This is a genomic window from Agarivorans sp. Alg241-V36, assembly GCF_900537085.1.
GTDB lineage: Bacteria > Pseudomonadota > Gammaproteobacteria > Enterobacterales > Celerinatantimonadaceae > Agarivorans.
Genome location: NZ_UNRE01000001.1, coordinates 172,783 through 195,990, shown reverse-complemented (window position 1 = coordinate 195,990; position 23,208 = coordinate 172,783). Strand labels below are relative to the sequence as shown.

General features: G+C 44.4%; 14 protein-coding genes, 7 tRNA genes, 1 pseudogene and 1 riboswitch. Of the genes and pseudogenes, 1 reads left to right on the top strand and 21 read right to left on the bottom strand.

The genetic code is table 11. The features are described from left to right. Positions 1–44: 44 nt before the first annotated feature. The 4 genes from G6R11_RS00925 to G6R11_RS00910 all read right to left on the bottom strand — a co-directional run bounded on the left by G6R11_RS00925 (position 45) and on the right by G6R11_RS00910 (position 7,259). Positions 45–2,111 carry a carbohydrate binding domain-containing protein gene (locus tag G6R11_RS00925; protein WP_163130469.1) on the bottom strand — a complete coding sequence of 689 codons (2,067 nt, stop codon included), beginning with the start codon at positions 2,109–2,111 and terminating at the stop codon, positions 45–47. Between the two features lie 818 nt (positions 2,112–2,929). Next, entirely contained in the window at positions 2,930–3,967 is a 1,038-nt protein-coding gene (locus G6R11_RS00920) for a polysaccharide lyase family 7 protein (protein WP_163130466.1), read from the bottom strand. 498 nt (positions 3,968–4,465) lie between these two features. Continuing rightward, positions 4,466–5,323: a transposase gene (locus G6R11_RS00915; protein WP_205472522.1), complete on the bottom strand. Its 858-nt coding sequence runs from the start codon at positions 5,321–5,323 to the stop codon at positions 4,466–4,468. Positions 5,324–5,435: 112 nt separating this feature from the next. Then, positions 5,436–7,259 carry an alpha/beta hydrolase gene (locus tag G6R11_RS00910; RefSeq protein ID WP_163130463.1) on the bottom strand — a complete coding sequence of 608 codons (1,824 nt, stop codon included), beginning with the start codon at positions 7,257–7,259 and terminating at the stop codon, positions 5,436–5,438. A 410-nt stretch (positions 7,260–7,669) separates the two neighbouring features. Between G6R11_RS00910 and G6R11_RS00905 the strand changes: the two are divergent. Next, a pseudogene (locus G6R11_RS00905) lies at positions 7,670–8,575 on the top strand (IS110 family transposase); the annotation flags it as partial. A 379-nt stretch (positions 8,576–8,954) separates the two neighbouring features. Here G6R11_RS00905 and G6R11_RS00900 read toward each other — a convergent pair. From G6R11_RS00900 to uvrC, 17 genes are all read right to left on the bottom strand, one after another. After that, positions 8,955–9,173 (bottom strand): hypothetical protein, encoded by a 219-nt coding sequence (locus G6R11_RS00900; RefSeq protein WP_163130460.1) that lies wholly within the window; start codon positions 9,171–9,173, stop codon positions 8,955–8,957. Positions 9,174–9,431: 258 nt separating this feature from the next. After that, positions 9,432–11,252 (bottom strand): allophanate hydrolase, encoded by a 1,821-nt coding sequence (atzF, locus tag G6R11_RS00895; RefSeq protein WP_163130457.1) that lies wholly within the window; start codon positions 11,250–11,252, stop codon positions 9,432–9,434. Position 11,253: 1 nt separating this feature from the next. Next, on the bottom strand, positions 11,254–14,898 hold the full coding sequence (gene uca, locus G6R11_RS00890) for an urea carboxylase (RefSeq protein ID WP_163130454.1): 3,645 nt from the start codon (positions 14,896–14,898) through the stop codon (positions 11,254–11,256). 92 nt (positions 14,899–14,990) lie between these two features. Further along, complete coding sequence (locus G6R11_RS00885; protein ID WP_163130451.1) at positions 14,991–15,635, bottom strand: urea amidolyase associated protein UAAP2; 645 nt, start codon at positions 15,633–15,635, stop codon at positions 14,991–14,993. Positions 15,636–15,664: 29 nt separating this feature from the next. Continuing rightward, a complete protein-coding gene (locus G6R11_RS00880; protein ID WP_163130449.1) occupies positions 15,665–16,420 on the bottom strand; it encodes an urea amidolyase associated protein UAAP1 in 756 nt (251 codons plus the stop codon). Positions 16,421–16,432: 12 nt separating this feature from the next. Continuing rightward, complete coding sequence (locus G6R11_RS00875) at positions 16,433–17,218, bottom strand: ABC transporter ATP-binding protein (RefSeq protein WP_163130446.1); 786 nt, start codon at positions 17,216–17,218, stop codon at positions 16,433–16,435. After that, the gene (locus G6R11_RS00870; RefSeq protein WP_163130443.1) at positions 17,218–18,042 is read right to left on the bottom strand and encodes an ABC transporter permease; all 825 of its coding nucleotides are present in this window, start codon (positions 18,040–18,042) and stop codon (positions 17,218–17,220) included. Before G6R11_RS00870 ends, G6R11_RS00875 begins: the two co-directional genes overlap by 1 nt. 10 nt (positions 18,043–18,052) lie before the next feature. Beyond that, positions 18,053–19,135: a putative urea ABC transporter substrate-binding protein gene (locus G6R11_RS00865; RefSeq protein WP_163130441.1), complete on the bottom strand. Its 1,083-nt coding sequence runs from the start codon at positions 19,133–19,135 to the stop codon at positions 18,053–18,055. Positions 19,136–19,194: 59 nt separating this feature from the next. Beyond that, a riboswitch (guanidine-I (ykkC/yxkD leader) is annotated at positions 19,195–19,290 on the bottom strand. Between the two features lie 252 nt (positions 19,291–19,542). Continuing rightward, positions 19,543–19,629 (bottom strand) — tRNA-Leu (locus tag G6R11_RS00860). A gap of 17 nt (positions 19,630–19,646) precedes the next feature. After that, positions 19,647–19,720 (bottom strand) — tRNA-Cys (locus G6R11_RS00855). An 18-nt stretch (positions 19,721–19,738) separates the two neighbouring features. Then, positions 19,739–19,814 (bottom strand) — tRNA-Gly (locus G6R11_RS00850). 137 nt (positions 19,815–19,951) lie between these two features. Next, positions 19,952–20,038 (bottom strand) — tRNA-Leu (locus G6R11_RS00845). A 304-nt stretch (positions 20,039–20,342) separates the two neighbouring features. Further along, positions 20,343–20,429, bottom strand: a tRNA-Leu gene (locus G6R11_RS00840). An 18-nt stretch (positions 20,430–20,447) separates the two neighbouring features. After that, positions 20,448–20,521: transfer RNA gene (locus G6R11_RS00835), tRNA-Cys, on the bottom strand. An 18-nt stretch (positions 20,522–20,539) separates the two neighbouring features. Beyond that, positions 20,540–20,615, bottom strand: a tRNA-Gly gene (locus G6R11_RS00830). A 161-nt stretch (positions 20,616–20,776) separates the two neighbouring features. Further along, on the bottom strand, positions 20,777–21,331 hold the full coding sequence (gene pgsA / locus G6R11_RS00825; protein WP_205472583.1) for a CDP-diacylglycerol--glycerol-3-phosphate 3-phosphatidyltransferase: 555 nt from the start codon (positions 21,329–21,331) through the stop codon (positions 20,777–20,779). Positions 21,332–21,374: 43 nt separating this feature from the next. Beyond that, entirely contained in the window at positions 21,375–23,207 is a 1,833-nt protein-coding gene (uvrC, locus tag G6R11_RS00820; protein ID WP_163130434.1) for an excinuclease ABC subunit UvrC, read from the bottom strand. Position 23,208: the final 1 nt, after the last annotated feature.

The window sequence follows — 23,208 nt, the reverse complement described above, 5'->3', positions numbered from 1 at the left end:
TTGATAAACAGTGAGGCTTTAGACCGATTAAGTCACTAAACCTATTATTGCTCTGTAAGCACGACTGTATCTACAAGGAACTCTCGGCCTGCTTGAGGACCAAAGAAGAACAGTTCAATCGTTGAAACTGTACCCGTTGGGCTAAAGGCAAACTCAACGTTTAGCTCATTCCAACTACTTGTCGATGCACTAATACTGCCTAAGGTTTGCCAGTGCCAACCACTGCCATCACGATATAATATGCGCGCATCGATGTTATCTGAACGAGTTAGCATACGTAACTGAGCACTTAAGTTATAACGCTTACCAGCTGTTAACTTACCATTAAGCACCTGATGTGGGCCATGGAACCATTCGGTACGATTGAAGCTTTGTAGTGCATAATTCCCACTATAAGCTGTATCAGATAATTTAACCGAAGAGCCTTGATAACCATTCCATCCCGTTGTATTTGCTAATTCAAAATCACCATTTTGAATTATCTCTTCAACCGGGTCAGTTGGCGGATCGGTTGGAATAATAGGATCTGTAGGGTCTGTCTCACCGCCATCATAGTTAACATCAACTACCGAGACATTGTCTAAGTAAAACTCTCTTCCCGCTGCAGGACCATAGAACATTAGGTAAGCACTTTTAATGTATGAGCTGTTGCGCAGATCTAGTACACCACCGTACTCAGTCCAACTGCTGCTATTCATCGTGCCGTTACTACCGATATACTCGAAACGGAAACCATTTTGATCTTCAATGCCAAGCAACAACCTAGCCTTATCACTGCCGCTACCCGCCAGTTTAACCAAACCGCTTACGTTATATTGCTCACCAGCTTTTAGCTCACTGGTTAGCGTAATGGCAGGGCCTGAATAGTAATAAGGGCGATTGTGAGAGCGAATGCTGTAATTGCCCTCGGCACCTTGGCTATAGCGAGATACGCTAGAGTCATACTGACCAAACCATGGGCTAATACCATTTTCAAAACTAGGGTTTGAAACGACGTTACCCACCGGAGTCTCACCACCACCGTTACCAGGATCGGTTCCACCGCCGTTACCTGGGTCAGTTCCGCCGCCATTTCCTGGATCGCCTAATTCATCGTATATTTCATTTTTTGCGCCTTGCGAAAGCTGCCAGCGCAATGTGTTTTCAAAGTAAGACGCCTTATCTTCACCGGCGGCACGGCTAACCAAACGGTACCAATTATCACGCGCACCTGGATAGTCAAAACGACCATTTAGCTTAGGTGTGTTAAAAATTTCACGGTACAAACGCTGAATAAAAGGCTTGCCACCAAACTGTTCATACCAAGTGATTAGAGAACCTGTCATCAAATCGTTTACAGAACCTCGCTGGTTCCATGGCATTAAATGAACAGTCCAAGCATTATCGAAAGTATAATTAGTGTTACCTACATACGTCGTGTAGTTATTAAGCATACCATTGCGGAACTGGTTTAAGTTTTGTCCAAAGTAATTCAGTTCAATACCAAGGTCTTCCAGAATCCAAATAACTGAAGCATTATTGAAACCAACAGTCCACCACCCCCAGTTACTGCTGTCGCCACTCATAGCCCAGTCTATGTGATCATTCCAACGACTTAAGAAGTAGTTGCGGTTCATCTCGTACAACCAAACTTGATCGATACTAATGTTGCCACTTCTTATCCGATTGTAAAAATCATCAAACATTGCACGTCCAACCGATAACCCAAAGTAACCATGGCCAGCTAAACCACCAGAGCCATTGTTATCAGCGGGTACTTGAATGGTTGGAATGTTTTGATACCCGCCATTAAGCGGCAAGTTCGTAACACCGGTAAACTCTTCAAATGAGCCCTTTACCGCTTCCATTAAACCAACAACTTGCTCCATCGTGGCTCGGTCATAATTGCTAGTGTTTCGCCCTTCAACTGCAATCGCAATATTGTTGGTGTACCAAACCGTGGCATTACGATTACCTTGGCTTGCAATATTAAAATTAAAGTTAACATTTTCGGCTATCTGAATAGGCACTCCGCCCATATATCGATTACCTGCGGTTGCTGCTGTGGCAGTGTTTGCGAAAGCAATCACAACACTCCAAACAGCAAAACCCCATAACGATAGTTTTTTCATAGATCATCCCTAATCATCTTTCATCAATAAGCAGTTGCACTTACAGGCTGTAAGCTACAAATATTAGCGGGTAGATTATACACACCAAGACTCAAAAATGACAAAAAGCGCAATAAAATTGTTGATTAAAATCATATATTTATAAACTAAGGATAGAAACGCCATTAAAAACTCGAGTCATCAAGGAGTGCTAACAAGCAATAAATAGAAAAATAGAGAAATTAACTCACTGCACCTTTTCGCCACCCATCTCGTCTGCACGGTTTTACTGAGGTGTTTCCTAGGTTAAGGCATAAATTGTGTGGCTGGTGTAAAACGCTGAGTTTTCCTAAACCATTACATTGATAACTAGACCAAGAATAGTTAGTAGGACCATCCTCCATATTGGCCCTAACTGGATGGAATTCAATATACCTACTCACCTGCATGAAATACTGCTCACACTCAATAATGTAAGACTTAAAACGGCCCGCCAACAAGGTGCTAGCGCTAGTAAAGGCAGTTTAAAAAAGCACCTACACGCGCCCCAAGGCCTACATCATTTGTGAAATACTGGTGGTAGAGAGTGGGCAAAGAAGGCGCAAGTGATTTGTCATCAATACCAAAGCATAAACAGCTACATGGAATGAGGTGCTCACTACTCCGGGATAGGAAACACGAAGTTTTCGAGCCATTCAATTCCCCAAAAAGTAAGAAGCTTACCTCGCTGTAGGCAATTTAAAATGACTCTGACCCCTTTTATGCTTGATGTTTAAGCCCCATTAAAATGAGGCTGGAAAACATGAATAAGTCCGTGGGGGCCTCAAGCTCTACCCATTTTATTTGCCGTTTAGCTTAAGCTTAGAAAAAGTAACGCTATTGTAATCGCCGTTTTTCTTATCAACTGCGAAATCGCCAGTACCCGCACAACCGGTTCCCCATACTGGATGAGAGTCTTGTACGCTACATTGGCCATAAGCGCCTGCTTTGAAGTAGAAATCATCTTCAGCATAACCACGTGGAAAATCTTTCTCATCATAGCCTTTGCTTAGGTCAATATCGTAAGTGACTGGCTTGTGGCGAGCAGTTTCAAAAGTTAAGTGCATCATAGTGCCCTCAACAACGACCTTGTAGCTAAACTCTTCACCTAAGGCGATACCCGCTTCACCGGGGTCGGTTTGATTTTCCCAAGTGTTACCCCAAACAGGCAGTGAGATATCCATACGGTTTGGATCTTTTTTAGCTAAGTTACGCTCGTAGTTCCAAAATACCGAACCATATTCATGACCTGGCAATTTTTTAAAGAATATCTTAAGTGGTTCATTCCCATGACCAAAGCCAGTTTTAGCTTTAATAATTTCATTATGCTTTTTAGCGTGAATTTGGCCAACCACGACAGAGTGAGCCGGCCCTTTTTCTGAATGTTTAGCATTTAGAGAAACATGATTTACTTTTAGGCTTGCCTCTAAGCTGCCACCTACAGCACTGTAGCTTTCAGCTTCCGGGTGACTAGTAAGTGCCCATTGATTGAGCTTATCTGCGGTATCAATATGAAACAATGCACCACGCGGCATTTGGCGAAGTTCAGAACGCGCATTTTTCGAGTTTTTAGTGGTAATTGCTTTGTTATGCACCTCAAAAACCATGTTGCCATCGGCATCTAAGAAGAAGAAGTCATTGTGCGAGAAGCTCATCATCGCTACACCTTCAATCTCATCCACTCTGCCGTCTTCATTGATGTCTGAAGGGATGGTAATTTTCCAATTACGCATATCAAATTTATCTGCCGGTACAGGGTAAGACACCCCATTGTTAGCTAAAGCAGCAATCGGTAAAGACAGTAGTAAAGCACCTGTCACAACGTGTTTTGTAATCATCCTTAAGCCTCTTTTATGCAATATTGTAATACATAATAGGCAAGTCTAAATAAAATAAAAGTAAGCACTCTACGTTGTGTATGCTTGCTCACATTTTCTACACTCTGTTTTTTTGTTTAGCGGAAATAGTAAAAGGGGCAGAGAAGAATTAACTCACTGTATTAGCCTCTTCTATTGCAAAAGTGACCTGACGATTGTTGCCGCGCTGCATGAGATGATCGGCTGCCAGTGGGAATTTTTGAGACGCAAAGCAACGAAAGAAACATGCAATAAGGTAGTGGGGCTTACCATGACGAAAAGCAGCCACTGCTAATCCCTTAATGGTGTTTAAGAGTTACCTTAGTAGGTTTTTGGTAAGTTAAGCTAGGTGTCGCAGAGTTGTAACTGACTATGCGTGGCACACCATCGCCGCCCAGTTTGGCTAGCGTGTTGTTGCAGATGTTTATTTGAGCCGGCTGCGCTAATAAAGTGCCGATTAAAGTTTTTGACTATGCTTAACTAGTCTTGCTGATGAATGTTAAGCCGAGCCATTATCGGTAATACATTGTCAGGTATCGCCCCACGTTTATCTGCTCGCACGCAGCGGCCTGTCCAGTCTACCAATTCTAAATACTCGTAAAGATTAAAGGGTAAACCGGGGCGGGGTTCACCATGAGCTTTGTAGCCAGTAAAAGGCAGCACAGTTGAGGGCTGTAAGTTTTCTTCTGAATTAGCGGCTTTTAGCGCCTGCATGCGTAGTTGCACACTGGTAAAGTCTGAGTCTTCTGGGGTATCAGCCATTTGGGCGCGCACAGGGTTTAAATCCACATAAGCCATACAGGCTAATACTGCGGCTTCATCTAATAAGGCTTGGGATTTAAARCGCCCTTCCCAAAAACGGCCTTTGCATTGYTCTTCTTTATTCGCTTGGCGGGCAATGTGTTCGTTTAGGCAACGCATAAACCAAGAGATATCAAATAARCGTTTACGCCAGTCTTCTAGCTTTTCTATCGTCTTAGGATGGTCTTCATCTTTGGCTTGTGGGTCGTTAAGGTATTGCTCTACCATATTGTGGCCTGCGAACAGCTGCTTCCAGCGAGTATTTATTTCTCTATAGCTCCACTGCTCTGCCTGCTTTTGGTTAACCCGCAATACCAAATGGTAGTGATTGCTCATTACCGAATAGGCACACACCTCAACCGAGAATACTTGGGCGAGTTGGGTGAATTTATCCACTATCCATTGCTTGCGATGCTCAAAGCTCGTACCTGTTACCCTGTCTTCACCACACAAATAGGCGCGTCGAACACAGCGACAAATGCAGTGGTAATAAGGCGTGCTGTCTAAACAAATTTGCTGTTCACGGGCGCGAGTCATAGCCATTCCCCTTCTAGTGTATTTAAGCCTAGAAGAGGAAAATTAAAGCGTCAAATTTATGGGTGTCCATTTATTCCGTTTAATTTGCCATTTATTTATATCAAATTGTTAATTATACCTCTGTCAAAATAATCCAAATAACGAAAAGATATGCAGTGATAATTAACGTTTTTTTCCATTCTCGTACATTGAGTTTAAATAAAAAATATAATATCCAGAGAAGTAAAGCAATGCCTGCCACCCATAACATGGGTGCTATTTTCGCAGGCCATGACACGAATTTATTTTGATTGCTAGAGACTATTGTTTCAGGAGGTATAACAAAATCACCTGTTAGCACAAATTGTGCTATGGAATCCCACATAGCTTCCTGAATTGCTGCGGAGTGACCACCAGTAATGTATGTATGATTTCTCACGTTTTTTACTAATACCTCAGAATCTTTAAAGCCATCGTGGCCAGCACTACCTAGATTTTGTATTCCAATACTCTGCAGAGCTTTTGGAAAGAACGCAACAACCCAGTCAGCTGTCGCTTCAAAATTATATACGTGCTCAATTCTGTCAGGGATATATTTTGTCCACTGATAATCTTGATGGACAACACTCCCTGCGAAAAACACATTCTTAAACTTAACGGAGTCATAATCTTCAATCGCTTTTGCTAAAAGGTAAGTGCCATGGCTATGTCCGATAAAATGAAAGTTAGCATCAGGGTACTTTGCCTTTGCTTCTGTATATTTATCCATAAACCATTGTACTTTTTCCTGTCTAGCCCCAGGCATAAGAAAAGAAAGCATAGAAAAGTAACCGTAGCTTGATGTTTCTGTTTCTATATGATATTTACCTGATTTCGCTAGTAACCGAACTCTTTGTGCTATTTTTGAAGTCCAATATCCCTCATCACGTATACCATGAATTACGAAAATCATATCAGTGACTTTTTCTTCATCAGCTGATTTTGGTTTAGAATTTCCCTCAATAAATAATGCCTTTCTTAATACTTCTTGGCGTTTTTTACCAAAGTCAGAGTCGTCCATCTCTATTACATTTTTATGACCAGATACAGGAACTTCTAGATACGAGAAATCTGCGCCGGTAATTAAATCGATATTATCTTCAGGTGATACTAAATCATCTATAGTGCCTAACATCTGCACTGTTACTGCGTTACCCACACCTTTATCTTCAGTGTGATTTTTCATCGAAAGCCACTGAAGACGCAACTGGGTAATGAAGGGGGAGCCGCGACGTATTGTGAAAATAATAGGTGGTCGGTCATACACCCACTCTAAAATATAACCTAGGAAAACACCTGCCTGCATCGATATTGCACGTGAAATAGACATATGATGTGAGATAGTCCAGCCTCGATTCATTCCAGCCAGCAGAATGATTCGATCTACTCTATTTACCCATGGCCGTGCCTCTGTAACTGAATATTCATGAGTTAGACTCAGCTCTCGTAGGTGTTTTTCAAACTTGGTATCTGCATTTTCACCAGAAGCTACAACATATACTTTTCGCGCATACAGTGCTCCAATACTATGACCAACAAAAATTATCCGTTGGTAAGGCCTGTTAATTTTCTTACGATTGCTCCATGCGATATCAATTGCCTGCAATATATCGAGTGTTACCTTGCTCGAGTCCGCCATCGAAAATTTATCGAAAGGTAAATCTGGAATTAGAAAGTCAGCACCTTTGAACGCATCGGTACTCTCAATTGTTTTACGAACGTCATCAAGACTTTTACTGTCCAAATTGTATGCATGCAATAAAACAATTAGTGTATCTTTATCCCTTATTTCTACTTTATAACTGTCATTTAATTTTTCATCTTCGACTTTAAGCGCGTTAACAACAATCATTATTATTAATGACATTACTAAAAATAAAAAAAAGATGGTAAAAGGTTTATTGAGTATATTTTTCAATCCACTTCTCCGCTTACTTTTTCCTTATGATACCTTTATATCCAGCTATTTCTGTTAGCGATACTTCGGTATTTTGAAACATCTAGACATAATGATCCCCGGCGAAAGTGCCGACCTCCTGCGTTTATCGTGGGTTAGTCAAACTAGAGCCACACTGTTAGATGCAAGTCTTAACAGAACAGGAGATCGACATGTCTAAATCTAGCACGTTTTTCATTGGACTAGATGTTCACAAGGAGACCACAGATGTCGCTTATTGTGTTGATAATTCGAGAGATGAGCCTGTGTTCCATGGCACCATCCCCACCAATATTCGTTCTATCAACAAACTTATCAAAAAATACAAAGGCTTGGCTACCCATCTCTGTTTAGTTTATGAAGCTGGGCCGTGCTGATTTTGGCTATATCGTCATTTAGCGAAACACGGTATTGAATGCTGGGTAGTGGCTCCCGCCCTTATCCCTAAAGCGCCGGGTGATAAAGTCAAAACAGATAGGCGTGATGCCATCGCATTAGCGAGAATGGCGCGAGCTGGATTGATTCACTCTATCCATGTGCCCAACGCTGATGACGAAGCAGTGCGCGACTTAATCCGCTGTCGAGAAGATGCCATGCTTGATTGTCGCCAAGCGCGGCAACGTTTAAAGCTGTTCTTGTTACGCAATGGTCATCCTTGCACAGGTCGGCAAGTCTGGAATGAAGCCTACAAGCGGCACTTGGCAGATATTCACTTCTTAGAGCCTGCCAAGAAGCTCACCTTTCAGCACTACATCAACATTGTTACCGAGCGCTATGAGCGGCTTCAGCATCTTGAGCAAGAGCTACAGATAATTGCCCAAGATTGGTCTTGGTATCCGCTAGTGCAATACTTAACGGTATTGCGTGGCATACGCTTCTTATCGGCCATTACTCTTGTAGCCGAACTCGGAGACATGCGCCGTTTTGCTAACCCGCGTTCACTGATGAATTTTGTGGGCTTAACGCCCTCGGAGTACTCCAGTGGGAACAGACAAAAGCAAGGCGGTATTACCAAGTGTGGAAATACTCATGCTCGGCGAATACTGATAGAAGCGGCTTGGGCTTACCGCTTTCCACCCAAAGTTTCGCGAGAGTTACTGATACGCCAGCAAGACCAATCAATAAAACTACAACAGCGTTCATGGGAGGCTCAGCTTCGATTATGTCGACGCTTCGCCCAGCTCAAACATCGCGGTAAAGAATACAACAAAGTGGTAACAGCTATCGCCAGGGAGTTACTCGGTTACATCTGGGATATTGCCCAACGCTTTGACCCGAAGAGCCAACATATAGGATAGAAACGAAGAGAAGTTAAGAGTTTAAACAACTTGAATGAGTAAGACTGGCGGCAGCGGTGAGAGCAACCCTCGAGGGCGTTAAGCGATGTAAATTCGCGCACATAGACTGAGGTAAGGCTCCAAAGGCGCAAACAAGTAATGCGATAACCAACTCGCGAATATCAGCAAGGTCAACCGCCGACACTTACTTGCCAAGGGTCTCTCATTCAGGTTTTCTATGCCGGTGTTAATCGGTAGGAATAGACTTGTGCGTGTTGACAGTGGGAATCATATCAACGCCTTGCTAAGCGGACAAAAATGGTTGGTTAAAATCGCGAAGCGATAACCAACTGTTTTTATTCCGTTTAAGCAACTTGTTATGTTTTGTAAAGTGTGTGAATTAGACTTCCAAAACTACAGTATCACCTGCTGCTTTAATAATTCGAATAACATTATCAGTATTATGTGAATCTAGATTCCTAAGAGTCAACTTAGTATTTTTTTTCTGAGCAGCTTTTATTACTCGTAAAACATTGTCAGTATTTCTTCCATCACAGTTAACACTAAGGTTTCCACCTGCATTTATCAGACGAATTACATTATCGGTATTTCTAGACATATATACTCCAAAAGTTGATTAAAAACATAACATCTTATCAATAGGAAAATTTCCTTGTTTAAACTCGGAATTTTTCCTCTTTTCATACATTTATTAAAATCAAGATTATCACTAAAAGCTACTCAATTCAGCAGGCTAGGCATCAAATTGACTAAAACATCATGATAAAAGTATGCAGTGGCTTGGGAAAAACAGGAAAAGAAAAAGCACTGTAAAAACTCACAGTGCTTTTGTTAAGTAAACGAGAGAAATTGCTAGCTATAGGCTGGCAAGGTAAGCGCGCCAGCCAGCAAATTCGCTTACATCTTTTGCGGTGTTGGTGGCGTAGCCTTCACAAATAAAGCTGTTTACCCAAGTGCCGTCACTTAGTTCTATTTTGCCTAAACCCAATGGGTGCGGGATGCCTTGTAAAAAACTGCCAAGGTGTTGTTTAGGTAAACGCCAAACCTCTACCGCTATGGCTACGCCGTTTTCTTCATCACGAATCATTCCGGGGCGTACTGGTGGTCCACCAGCCAGTGCATAGAGTTTATATTTGGCGGCACTTTGGGTAGCTTTAACTAACTGCCCTGCTCGCTCGGTTAGCTGACCGTTAAGCGGTAAACCCGACAAGTGGGCACCGCACACTGCCAGTTCCATGTAATCATCTTCTATGCTTGCAGGGGTTTGCAGTGCCGGTAAAGCTTGCTTGCTAGCCCCTAAACTAAAGCCATTGTCTTGTTGAATAAGCGCCGCCATGCTGAGGATCTTTCTGTCACAATAAGCATCGCTAAACAGGGTAATACCAAAGCTGTGGGTATTACCTTGCTGGTTTTGGTAAAAGCCAGCAGGTACCGCAACCGCGCTGTAGTCGAGCAAGTTCATAAAGTTGGTGTAGTAACCCATGTTGGAGTTAAGTTGAATGGGATCTTCTTGCAACTGGGCAATGCTGTAAGTGCTACCCGCAGTAGGGGTAACAATGGCATCTACTTGGTTTACTAGCTGATCACAAACCACTTTATAGGCTTGCAGTTGATAAAAGGCTTTAAAGGCGTCTACCGCTTTATGTTTAGTGGCGCTGCCAATAATGGTTTGAATAACCGGTAAACATTGGCTGGGATCTTTTTCAAAGAAGTCTTGAATAGCCGCATAACGCTCGGCAACCCATGGGCCTTCATACAGCAATTTAGCTGCGGCTAAAAAGGGTTCAAAATCTAACTCAACTAACTCTGCACCTAGGCGCTCTAGCTGCTTTAAGCTTTGCTTGAACAACTTTTCTGTTTCTGGGTTATCAAAAAACGCCAGGTCACTGGCTTTAGGCACACCAATTTTAAGTGAGGTTAACTCTTGTAAAGGTTGATAGTGCTGAGCTTGATTGCTGGTTTGGTTTGGCCTTGCATAGCAATCCTCTTCGTCGTACTGGCCTGCTACATCCAGCAGCACGTTTAAGTCGTCACTGGTATGAGCAAATAAGGTGACACAATCTAGGCTTTTACAGGCTGGCACTACACCACTGCAACTAAGCAAACCTTTGGTAGCTTTAAGCCCTAGTATGTTGTTTAGCGCCGCTGGCACTCGGCCAGATCCAGCAGTGTCGGTACCTAAGGAGAAACACACTTGCCCCAAGGCAACACTTACTGCGCTGCCTGAGCTAGAACCACCAGAAATCATGCTTGGATCAAAACTGTTTTTTACCGCTCCCCAAGGGCTACGCGTGCCTACTAAGCCAGTGGCAAACTGGTCTAGGTTAGTTTTACCTAGTGGCACTGCGCCGGCGGCAATTAATTGCTTAACCACAAAGGCGCTGTCGCTGGGTTGGTAGCTGTATTCTTTACAACCAGCAGTGGTTGGCAGTTGGTCTAAATCAATGTTGTCTTTAATGGCAAACGGCACACCATATAAAGGTAAATCGGCAATGTCTTGCTGCGCTAAACCTTCTAAGTAGTCGGCTAACTGCTGTTCGCTAATTGTTGAGATCCAACAGTTGTTGCTATCGCTTTTTACGGCCGCTAACTTCTGCTGTAAATACTGCTTAGCGCTAAACTGTTTGCTTAGGTAAGCCTCGCGTAGTTGTGAAATAGTATAAGTACTTTTCGTCATTTTATTCGGTCTCCATAACCATTAAGCGCTGGCCTGCATGTACTTGTGAACCCTGAGCTTGGCTAAGCTGTTTAATCACACCGCTTGAAGGCGCGGTTACTTCTAATTCCATTTTCATCGCTTCTAACACTGCTACAACCTGACCAGACTTAACGCTTTGGCCGGGCTCAACCATTACTTGCCAAAGGTTGCCCGCCACATGGCTTTCGATAGCTAGCTCTGAATCGCCTAAGGCGTCTTCGTCAGCGGTTTGTTCGTTGGCAGTTTCGGCAGAAAAATGTGCTTGGCCGCTTTCTTCCCAGCGCTGGCGCTCTGCTTCAAAGGCTTGTTGCTGATTTAGCTTAAAGGCTTGAATGCTCTCTTGTTGCTCATCTAACAGCGCTTGATAACCCTTTAGGCTGAATTCGGTTTGTTCAATTTTTAATGGGTAATCGCCGCGTGGAAAATCTTTGCGGATTTGTTTGAGTTCATCTGCACTTACTGGATAAAACTTAATTTGATCAAAAAAGCGCAGTAACCACGGTTTAGTGAACTCTTGAGTGCTGCGATAGCGATTCCACATTTGCAGGGTGCGGCCAACAAACTGGTAACCACCCGGTCCTTCCATGCCGTAAACACATAAATAGGCGCCGCCAATACCCACTGCATTTTCTGGAGTCCAAGTACGAGCGGGGTTGTATTTAGTGGTCACTAAGCGGTGGCGAGGATCGATAGGTGTAGCTACCGGTGCGCCTAAGTAAACATCACCTAAGCCCATTACCAAGTAGTTGGCGTTAAACACAATGTCCTTCACTTGCTCAACGGTGTCTAGACCATTAATTCGGCGGATAAACTCGATGTTATCAGGGCACCATGGCGCGTCTTTACGTACTACGTCGTTATACTTTTGAATCGCTAAACGAGTGGCTTCGTCGTCCCAAGATAGCGGCAGATGAACTACTCGCGCTGGCACACTAAGTTGGTCGATATCACCCAAGCTTGCTTCTGCTTGCTCGAGTATTGCTAACAAGCGCTCTAGCGGCAGCTCCAAGTTGTTGTAGTGAACCTGTAATGAGCGAATACCGGGAGTAAGCTCTTCAATGCCTGCAATGTTTTGTTCCTGCAGGTTCAGCATTAAAGCGTGCACTCTAAAACGCAGGGCAATGTCTAAACGCTGCGGACCATATTCTATGAGCAAATAGTCTTCGCCAGCTGGGCGATACACTACCTTTTCACCATAAAGCTCACTGGCTAGAGTTTTAACAATCGGCGTTGTGATAGGCGCAGCGCTAATGTTGGTATTGTAAGCGGTACCCAAAGAGATACTTTGCAGCTGCTCGCGCTCGGCTTGTTCTGCTTGCTCAATACTTACTGGAATAAAATTTATTTCATCGCCCGCTTTAAGCTGCCCCATCTTCCATAAGTCGGCTTTAATAATGGTTGCGGGACAAACAAAGCCACCTAAACTAGGGCCATCAGGACCAAGGATCACTGGCATGTCTCCAGTAAAATCGATGCTACCTACGGCGTAGGCGTTGTCGTGAATATTGGATGGATGTAAGCCCGCTTCGCCGCCATCACTGCGCGCCCATTCTGGCTTTGGTCCAATTAGGCGCACGCCAGTTCGGCTAGAGTTAAAATGCACTTTCCACGTAGCTTCAAAAAACTGTTCGATGTCTTGGTCGGTGAAAAAGTCTGGCGCACCATGTGGGCCGTAAATTACGTGAATATTCCACTGTTGAGTAATCTGCGGCTTTTGCTGCAGCTCTCGGCCTAGTAAGAAATCATCAATGGTGCTTAATTGGCTAGCGTCTGGCAGTTGTAATACATCGCCGGTTCTTAGTGCTCGCCCTGCGTGACCGCCAAACTGACCTAGCGTGAAAGTAGCTTTACTGCCCAAATACTCAGGACATTGAATGCCGCCACTTACCGCTAAATAAGCGCGAGCACCGGCCTCACTAACTTTACCTAATGCCAAGCTTTGACCAGCGCTTACTTTAAATACCTGCCACATCGCACGGCTTTGGCCATCTAAGGCAATCTCGATATCTGCGCCGCCAACAACTACTAAGCTGTCTTGATTAAACTTAAGCGTTGGCCCTTGCAGGGTTATCTCTAAACCCGCTGCATCTGTTTGGTTGCCCAGCAGTTGATTAAGCAACAAAAAGCTTTGTGAATCCATTGGCCCTGAAGGTGGCACGCCAATGTCCCAGTAGCCTTTTCGCGCTGGGTAATCTTGAATAGTGGTTTGGGTACCCGCACTAAGCACATCCATAGTGCTAGGGCGATAAGCAAAGCTATTAAGGCTTGAAGTAAGTAAAGTGCCTTGCTCTAAAGCGGGTAGCGTTAGCAACTGCTTGAGGTAGGCTAGGTTGTGCTCAATACCATACACTTGGCAAGCCTGTAGCGCCTTGGCTAAGCCGGCGATGGCCGAATCACGGTCGGCTGCATGGTATTGCACTTTAGCTAACATGGGGTCGAAAAAGGGAGAAACTTCTACCCCACTTTCTATCCAATGGTCGATACGTAAACTGTCGTTTTGTGGCAGTACTAAATCATCGCCTGTAGGCCAAGCTACATGGCTGAGCAGACCGGCGTTTGGTTGGAAATCTTTATTAGGATCTTCGGCATATAAACGAACTTGAATAGCATGGCCAGAGGCTTGTAAATTGGCCGCTTTATCTGCCAATGGATAAGCTTGTTTAGCTAGTTGAGCGTAACCTAGCTCTACCATCCATTGCACTAAATCTACGCCAAACACCATCTCGGTAACGCCGTGTTCAACCTGCAAACGGGTATTTACTTCTAAAAAGTAAAAAGCTTGGCTTTGCTGGTCAAATACAAACTCTACGGTACCAGCGCTGCGGTAATTTACGCTTTGAGTAAGCTGCTGCGCGGTTTGTTGTAATTGCTGGCGAATGGCCGGGCTTAAGTTTGGTGCCGGCGTTTCTTCAATCACTTTTTGATTGCGGCGCTGAGCAGAACAGTCGCGCTCGCCTAGCGTAAGCACTTCTCCCTTGCCGTTACCAAATACTTGTACTTCGATGTGTCGCGCTTGGGTAATAAACTTCTCGAGGAATAAACCTGCATTGCTAAAATTGTTTTCGCTAAGGCGTTTTACGCTATCAAAGGCTTGGCTTAACTGCTCTGCGGAGTCGCAGCGTTGCATACCAATGCCACCACCACCTGCGGTGCTTTTTAGCATAACTGGGTAACCCAGTTCTTCGGCGCAGCTTAATGCTTGTTGTTGGTCTTCTAAAAGTCCGCTGCCCGGTAATAAAGGTACTTGCGCTTGCTCGGCTAATTCACGAGCACGATGTTTAAGGCCAAAGGCATTCATTTGCTCTGCGGTAGGCCCTAAAAACACCAAACCTTGTTGTTCACAACGTTCGGCAAATTCTTGGTTTTCACTTAAAAAGCCATAGCCAGGATGAATGGCTTGTGCTCCAGTTTGTTTGGCAATGGCAAAAATCTTGTCAATGTTTAGATAGGTTTGGCTAGCTGAACCTTCGCCCAAGCTATAGGCTTCGCTGGCTTGGCTAATATGAAGGCTGTCTGCGTCGGCGTCGCTGTAAATAGCCACGCTGGCAATGTTCATTTTGTTAAGGGTTCGAATGATCCGGCAAGCTATCGCGCCACGGTTGGCTATCAATACTTTATCGAACATAGTGTCACCTGAGAACTGCGGGTCGTCCCGGCTAATAACAAGGCGTGTTTAGGGTCGTCCCTAGCCTTAGTCTATAGAGTTATTACTTGTGCTTAAACTGCATCCCAAATCAACATTTCTACTGGCGTTGGGTTGTAGCCGTTACAAGGGTTGTTTAACTGCGGGCAGTTAGACATTAAAACAATTACGTCCATTTCGGCGCGCATTTCTACATACTTACCTGCGCCGCTAATGCCGTCTTCAAAGGTTAAACCACCAGCTGCAGTAATTGGCACGTTCATAAAGAAATTAATGTTGTGGGTAATATCGCGTTTGGTTAAGCCGTATTGATCGTTTTCGGCAACGGCCAGCAACCAGCTATCACGACAAGCGTGCATGCATTTCTTATCTAGCGAGTAACGCACGGTATTACTTTCGGTGGCACAAGCGCCGCCTAAGGTATCGTGACGACCACAAGTATCGGCAGTAATGGTGAGCATTTCACGGCCTAAGTTTGACAACAATTTTGTGCCTGCTGTTAAGTAAACATTGCCTTGCTCTCGAATAGTATCCATGGCGCTGTACCGCTCACTAGGATCTGCTGTGCTAAAAAACAAAGTATCAGCAGCTTGGTTACCTTCTAAGTCTAAAATTCGCAGAGTTTGACCGGCCTTGAGCTCCTGCATGTAATAGTCACCTGCTGGAACTACGTTTCGCTGGCTGGCTTGTTCTGCTTGTAAATCACTTTCTTTGATCATCAATATTGTTCCTTGTTTAGCGTTTACAACTAAGCTTCACAACAAGTGCTAGCTTGGCTAACACAGCGGTAGCGTTCGGTATTTTCAAAACCACGACCATTCTCTGGTCTAAAGTTTCTGCAATAGTCGTCTTCGCTCACGGGATCAGCTTCCAACATGGCTACTTCAACACCATGGTTGGGGTATTCGCTAGCAGGATTCATAGGATGTGGGCAGGTGGTCATAAGCACTAGGGTGTCCATTTCGAAACGCAGCTCGATAACATCCCCCGCTTTGCTAGCGCCTGGCTCAAACTGTAGGTTGCCTTCAGCATCGGCTGCCACCTTACTAAATAGGTTGAGATTCGCTGCCATATCACGTTTGCCTAAGCCATATTTAGCTAGCTCGACCAGCATGGCGTCGTAGCCATTTTGTAACCACAAATTGCCTTGAGTTTGGTAGCTGCGCTCGCCCCATTTTTCGGCGACTTTTTGTTTGTTAGCTAAGCCGCCTACGCTGTCTATCCAAGCGGTATCGTCACGGGTAATAGAACAGAACACACGACCCATATCGGAGTACAAGCAATTACCTTTAGTGAGTTTAAAGGTGTGCTGGCATTTAAGGGTATCGGGCGCGTTATAACGCTCTAACAAATCTTTTGGGTTATAAAACAATAGGCTTACGTTTGAAGCCCCTTCAGGGTTGGTAAAACGCAAGGTTTTACCTGCAGGCACGGTTACCGACCAATGCGCGGCACCGTTTATTACTTCTTGGTAAATAGGCTCTTGGGAAATATTTTGATTCATAGTTTGTCCTTATTAGGCCACCGATTTATCAATAATCGGTTTCATCTCTTCACTAAAGCGAGTAGCGTCGCTGCCCTTGCTAATAGGAATATCGAAGGTGACTTGCGCGCCAAAGCGCTCGGGTTGTTGAGCATCATGACGATGCTTATCAAACACCCATAGGCGATTGCCTAGGCTAAAACCTTCGGAGAGATCGTGGGTAATCATAAAAATGGTAAGTTTGTGCTCTTGCCACAACTGATGAACTAGCTTGTGCATGTCTTTTCGAATGCCGGGATCAAGCGCACCAAAGGGTTCGTCTAGTAACAATATCTTTGGCTTTTTCATCAACGCTTGAGCAATGGCTAAGCGCTGCTGCATACCACCAGACATCTCGGTTGGGTATTTATGCGCCGCCTCGGTTAAACCTACCTTGTCTAACATTGCCATAGCTTGGCTGTAGGCCTGTTGCTTGGCTTTACCAAATAGACTCGCAAGAATTGGCGCTTGGGCAAATACATCGCTTAGCATGACGTTTTGTACGGCCGTTAAGTGGGGAAACACTGAGTACTTTTGAAACACAATGCCGCGCTCTGGCCCAGGCTCATTAGGTAAAGGTTCGCCATTGAGTAAAAGCTTGCCGCGGCTTACCGTTTCGTTACCTAGCATCAAGTTGAGAAAGGTAGATTTACCACAACCAGATGCGCCCACAATGCTAACAAACTCGCCTTCTTCAACACTTAGGTTTAAGCGCTCTAGCACTACGTTGTCGCCGTATTCTTTCCAAACGTCTACAGCTTGAATAATTGGAGTGCTCATTATGCGTCTCCTTGTGTTTTGTGATACCAAGAAAAAGCATGCACCGACAACTTGCGTAGCAACCAATCCATTACAAAGGCCAATACACTAATCCATAGCACGTAAGGCAAAATTACGTCCATCGCTAAATAACGGCGAATTAGGAAGATGCGATAACCTAAACCTTCTGTGGCAGCAATCGCTTCGGCTGCAATCAAAAATAGCCAAGCGCTACCCAAGGTTAAGCGAACTGCTTCGATTAGCTTTGGCAGGATTTGCGGAATAACCACGGCAATAATGGTTTGCCAACTGGAGGCTCCCAAGGTTTGCGCTTTTAAGATCTGTTCATTAGGCAGAACATCGGTGCGAAGCTGCAGATCTCTAATCATAATTGGACAGATTCCAATAATGATCAACATCACTTTCGACAGCTCTCCCAAACCAAACACAATGAAAAGAATTGGCAAAATCGCCATCGGTGGAATCAGCGAGATGGCAGTAACCAGCGGTGATAAAGGAGCGCGTACAAATGGCACCATGCCATTGGCAACACCCACCATTAAAGCCACTAAAGCACTGATCCCTACCCCAAACGCTAAGCGAGTTAAGCTGGCTACTGTATCTGCCAGCATTAAGTATTCGCCACTACGTTTGCTAGGCTCAAAGGCCATGCGGTTAATTGCTTCCACAAAACTCGACATTGCAGGCAACAACTTGTCGTTTGGATTATCAGCCAAACGCGCCTGCGATGCCGCCATGTATAAAGCAATTAACAGCAAGAACGGTAGTAAGCCCAACATTAGCCGCACAAAGCGGCTAGGTTTTTTATTAATTATGCGAGTCATAGGCAGAGCCTTATAGTTTGCCGTCAGCAGCCATGTCCATGTACTCGGCTGTAAAGCGAAGTTTTACGTTACTTGAATCGCCATACACACCTGATGGAGTTTCGATACCGATAAAGCTAGCATCTGGCGCGCCTTCACCTAACAGACCGTGATGGTGCGAAAACTCGGCTACTTTAGCCATGGTGCTTTTTAGGGTTGCGCTGTTGGTGAAATCAACGGCATCTTCAGCTTGGTAGAACATTTTAGTTGAGGCTAATTGCGCATCGTAACCGGCTAAGTCAGTACCTGAAGCTTCAGCCATAAACGCACGTGCTTTAGTCGCTGCTTCGTCGTCGCCCGACATAGTTGCCATAATTTCATACCAAGCGCCGGTTAAGGCTTTACCCAGTTTAGGGTCTTGCTTAAGGGTATCGGTATTAACTACTAGTAAGTCGATAATTTCGCCAGGGATCTTAGATGAGTCGAACACCATGTTGGTGTCTGGCATTGAAATAATTTCACTTAATAGCGGGTTCCAGGTGGTAACAGCGGTAACATCTGAAGTGGTAAATGCGGCAACTAAATCAGCGTCTGAGGTGTTTTCAACTTTAATGTCGCGTTCTTTCAAATCAACCGATTCTAATGCTCGTGCTAACAAGTAATGCGAAACACTTAACTCTACTAAGTTAACTTTTTCGCCTTTAATGTCGGCAAGAGTTTTATCACCTTTGAGTACAACACCGTCGTTACCATTAGAAAAATCGCCAACAATAAGTGCTGTTGAATCAACACCACTGGCTGCTGGAATAGTTAGTGCGTCCATGTTGGTCATTACTGTGGCATCAAAACCACCGGCGGTGTATTGGTTAATTGATTCGATGTAGTCATTCACCTGCACTACTTCGATATTGATATCGTATTTGTCGGCCCACTTATCAACAATGCCCGAGGCTGCTCCATAATCCCACGGCATCCAACCTACATAGATTGTCCAAGCGAGTTTATAAGTTGGTTTATCGTCTGCTTGAGCAGATGCAATACTAAGCGCGCTGGCGCTAACGATGGTGGCTGCTACGGCCAAAGTACGGAGTGGAGATTTAATTAGTTTTAACATGGTCACCTCAATGTGGTTATGCACTTTAAAATAAAAACATGAGAGACGTATTTATTGTCATCTCCCGGGCTTTTATCCCTCCGTGTAACCTCTATGAGGTTGACAACTCTCGGTCCAGACACTGCGTTGCAGCCGGAACCCTAGATGTCTATTGCAAATTTTAAGCGGCTCTTGATGAGGCAGAGCCATACATCTCTCATGTCGCAAAGTTAAAGTAGCAATGGCTATGCCAAACCAGCGTTACCTAATTTTAGGTACTTCATTGACGCAAAAGTATCTTTTCGCGCACCGTTTTTGCTCAATGCGCTTCAACAAGCACCAACATGGTGAGATTTGTCTAAGAGAGTAATATTGAAGATTTTAGAACCAAAAAAGCCAGTAGCAATTGCTACTGGCTTTTTTTGAATTGGTGCCCGGGGCCGGACTTGAACCGGCACGTCCTTTCAGACGAGGGATTTTAAATCCCTTGTGTCTACCAATTTCACCACCCGGGCAAAACTTTACTTTGTAATGGAGGCGGGTCCCGGAGTCGAACCGAGGTCCACGGATTTGCAATCCGCTGCATAGCCACTCTGCCAACCCGCCAAAAGGCATTACAAATTTTGGAGCGGCACATCGGGTTCGAACCGATGACCTCAACCTTGGCAAGGTTGCGCTCTACCAACTGAGCTAGTGCCGCTTAATTCTTTATCACTATTTAGTGTGCGAGTTAGCAACTAGGTTGCGCTACTCTATATACTCACACTGAGCTAGTGCCGCTTAATAAACTTCTTTTGTTACCACTCAAGCAGTAACGAGTATTCCAACTCAAATAACTGGTGCCCGGGGCCGGACTTGAACCGGCACGTCCTTTCAGACGAGGGATTTTAAATCCCTTGTGTCTACCAATTTCACCACCCGGGCGACACGTTTTGCTGTTATCTAAGGGCTAGCCCCTGAAAACGAGTTGTACTTTAACGTATTACAGAAATGAGTCAACGGATTTTTTGAGGGAGTTGATTCAAGTGCTTAAAAAGCGATCTAGCAGCTGCCTTTTCAATCTTTTGCAGGTTTAATAACGGCGAAGTCAGCTATAAATATAACGAACATAAAGTTAGTTTTAATTAGAGATTAAATGGCTTAAACAACTCATATAACTAAACAGGTATAGTTTTACAATGAGTTAAGTCTTTTTAGGGAGATTGGAACTTAGAATAGCAAGAAGAGTTGGTGCCCGGGGCCGGACTTGAACCGGCACGTCCTTTCAGACGAGGGATTTTAAATCCCTTGTGTCTACCAATTTCACCACCCGGGCGACACAATTTTAATAGTATGGAGGCGGGTCCCGGAGTCGAACCGAGGTCCACGGATTTGCAATCCGCTGCATAGCCACTCTGCCAACCCGCCATACTACTTGTGTTAAATTGGAGCGGCACATCAGGTTCGAACTGATGACCTCAACCTTGGCAAGGTTGCGCTCTACCAACTGAGCTAGTGCCGCTTCATCTGCATTACCTTTTGTATTTACACTAAGTAACGCGCCTTTAACACTCCAGCGTTGCCGCTGAATGTGCTGTGCATTTTAGCGGCCCAAATCCCTACGTCAACTGTCTTTTGGTAAGTTTCTAACTGTTCGTTTGATTTTTAGGCTAAAGCCGCTGTTTATTTGTCATTCTGCTTTAATTCTGGCCAAGCTAAAGCTAGGTAACTCACCATAGACCACAGCGTTAAAATGGTCGCAATATAAAATAAACCATAACTAGCTTGTGTTACCAAAGGGTCTATTTGTGCGGTTAAACCTGTAATCGCCGCCATTTGAGCTGCCGTTTTATATTTACCGATCCAAGATACCGCAACACTCGATCGCTTGCCTAATTCAGCCATCCACTCTCTAAGTGCAGAAATAATAATTTCGCGAGAGATCATTATTACTGCAGGTACGGTTATCCAGAATGTTTGATAATGCTCGACTAATATTACCAGCGCAGCCACCACCATTGCTTTGTCAGCTACGGGGTCCAAAAAAGCACCAAAAGGCGTGGTTTGACCTAAACGGCGTGCAAGATACCCGTCTAAATAATCTGTTGCTGCGGCTAAACCAAAGATGAAAGCAGCCGCTAGCATGCCCCACTCTACGGGAAGGTAAAAAGCTATTAAGAAAAACGGAATTAATACAATTCTAAACGCGGTTAGTATATTTGGAATATTTATCATTATTTTTCATTTATAAAACTACTGCCGCTATGTTGCCTAATCTTGCCTAGTGATGCAACGAATCATAAATTTTTTGCGCCAAAGAAGGGCTAATTCCGGGAACTTTTTTGATTTCGTCTACACTGGCACTTTTAAGTTGCTGCATTCCCCCTAAATGGGTGAGTAGAGCTTGCCTACGCTTTGCCCCTACTCCATCAATGTCTTCCAGTACGCTGGTCTTACGCGCCTTGTCTCGTCGATTACGATGACCGGTAATGGCAAAGCGGTGACTTTCGTCGCGAATGTGTTGGATTAAGTGTAATGCTGGGGAATCACTGGGCAAGTGTATCTCTGTCATTGCTTTACCGATAAGCAGAGTTTCTAAACCTGGCTTACGGGTTGTACCTTTAGCGACCCCAACCAACAGCGGCATTGGCGAAAGGTTAAGCGGCTCTATGCTAGAAAAAGCCGCGGACAATTGCCCCTTACCACCGTCGATAAACAGTACGTCTGGGATTTTTTCTGCCAGTTGAGCTTTTTTATAGCGCCGGGTTAAAGCTTGCGCCATTGCGGCGTAATCATCGCCGCCAGTAATACCTTCAATATTAAAACGGCGATACTCAGCTTTATTGGGCCCTTGCCTGTCAAACACCACACAAGACGCTACAGTTCTTTCACCTTGGGTGTGGCTGATGTCAAAACACTCCATGCGTTTAATTGGCTTGTCTTGCTTTAGCAAAGCTTCTAGTTCGGTTACCCGATGATGAATAGTGGCTTCTTGATTAAGTTTAGTTAACAGCGCATTTTCAGCGTTAGTGTTAGCAAGTGCCACAAAACGTAGTTTCTCACCACGCTTAGGCTGTAACAGCTTAACTTTACAATCGAGTTCGCTCTCGATAGCGGCTTCTATTTCTGGCCAGTCGCCTTCGATGTCAGGCAGCAACACTTCATTTGGTTGATTGCCTTTACGTTGCTCCGACAAGTAATACTGCATAACAAAGCTGCGTAATACTTCCGGCAAGTCTGCTTGTTTAGGCACCTTAGGATAATAAGAACGGCTACCTAATACTTGACCATCGCGAATTAACAATAAGTGAATAACCGCAATGCCATTTCTAAAGGCAAACCCAAGCACATCGCTATGTTCGGTATTACCACTTACAAACTGTTGTTCTTGTACTTTACGTAAAGCTTGAATTTGATCTCTAAAACCGGCAGCAGCTTCAAAGTTTAGATTATCGCTGGCGGTAGTCATCTTCTCAGCCAGTTGGTTAATAACCTGCTGGCTTTTGCCCTTTAGGAACATGCTGGCGAGGTCTACTTGCTGCTTATAGTCCTCATCGCTAATTAAATTCACACAGGGTCCTGAGCAGCGCTTTAGTTGATACTGTAAACATGGTCGTTGCCGATTGGCATATTCACTATCGCTGCACTGGCGAATAGGAAACAGTTTCTGCATCAAATGCAGACTTTCTCTTACCGCATTGCCATTAGGGTAAGGGCCAAAATAATCACCTTTGTTGCGTTTAGCACCACGGTGCATCGATATCCGGGGGTGCTTGTGTTTACTGAGTAAAATGTAGGGATAAGACTTATCGTCACGCAGCAATACATTGTATTTTGGTAGGTGTTTTTTGATTAGGTTGTGTTCAAGAATCAGCGCTTCGGTTTCGGTATGGGTTACCGTGACTTCTACCTTGGCGATGTTTGAAACCAGCGCGCGGGTTTTGTTGCTATCTACGTTTTTACGAAAATAACTGCTTAAACGCTTTTTAAGTGATTTAGCTTTGCCTACATAGATCACTTCATTAGCGGCGTTATACATCATGTATATGCCGCTAGCTTCTGTTACCTGGCTTAGGAACTTTTTACTATCGAATGGAGTGCTATCTTCGAGCAAA

What these genes read in the sequence shown, in the direction of transcription:
- G6R11_RS00880 (WP_163130449.1), bottom strand. Translation starts at nt 16,420, where the DNA reads ATGAATCAAAATATTTCCCAAGAGCCTATTTACCAAGAAGTAATAAAC.
- G6R11_RS00920 (WP_163130466.1), bottom strand. Translation starts at nt 3,967, where the DNA reads ATGATTACAAAACACGTTGTGACAGGTGCTTTACTACTGTCTTTACCG.
- G6R11_RS00875 (WP_163130446.1), bottom strand. Translation starts at nt 17,218, where the DNA reads ATGAGCACTCCAATTATTCAAGCTGTAGACGTTTGGAAAGAATACGGC.
- G6R11_RS00870 (WP_163130443.1), bottom strand. Translation starts at nt 18,042, where the DNA reads ATGACTCGCATAATTAATAAAAAACCTAGCCGCTTTGTGCGGCTAATG.
- G6R11_RS00925 (WP_163130469.1), bottom strand. Translation starts at nt 2,111, where the DNA reads ATGAAAAAACTATCGTTATGGGGTTTTGCTGTTTGGAGTGTTGTGATT.
- G6R11_RS00885 (WP_163130451.1), bottom strand. Translation starts at nt 15,635, where the DNA reads ATGATCAAAGAAAGTGATTTACAAGCAGAACAAGCCAGCCAGCGAAAC.
- uca (WP_163130454.1), bottom strand. Translation starts at nt 14,898, where the DNA reads ATGTTCGATAAAGTATTGATAGCCAACCGTGGCGCGATAGCTTGCCGG.
- atzF (WP_163130457.1), bottom strand. Translation starts at nt 11,252, where the DNA reads ATGACGAAAAGTACTTATACTATTTCACAACTACGCGAGGCTTACCTA.
- G6R11_RS00900 (WP_163130460.1), bottom strand. Translation starts at nt 9,173, where the DNA reads ATGTCTAGAAATACCGATAATGTAATTCGTCTGATAAATGCAGGTGGA.
- G6R11_RS00865 (WP_163130441.1), bottom strand. Translation starts at nt 19,135, where the DNA reads ATGTTAAAACTAATTAAATCTCCACTCCGTACTTTGGCCGTAGCAGCC.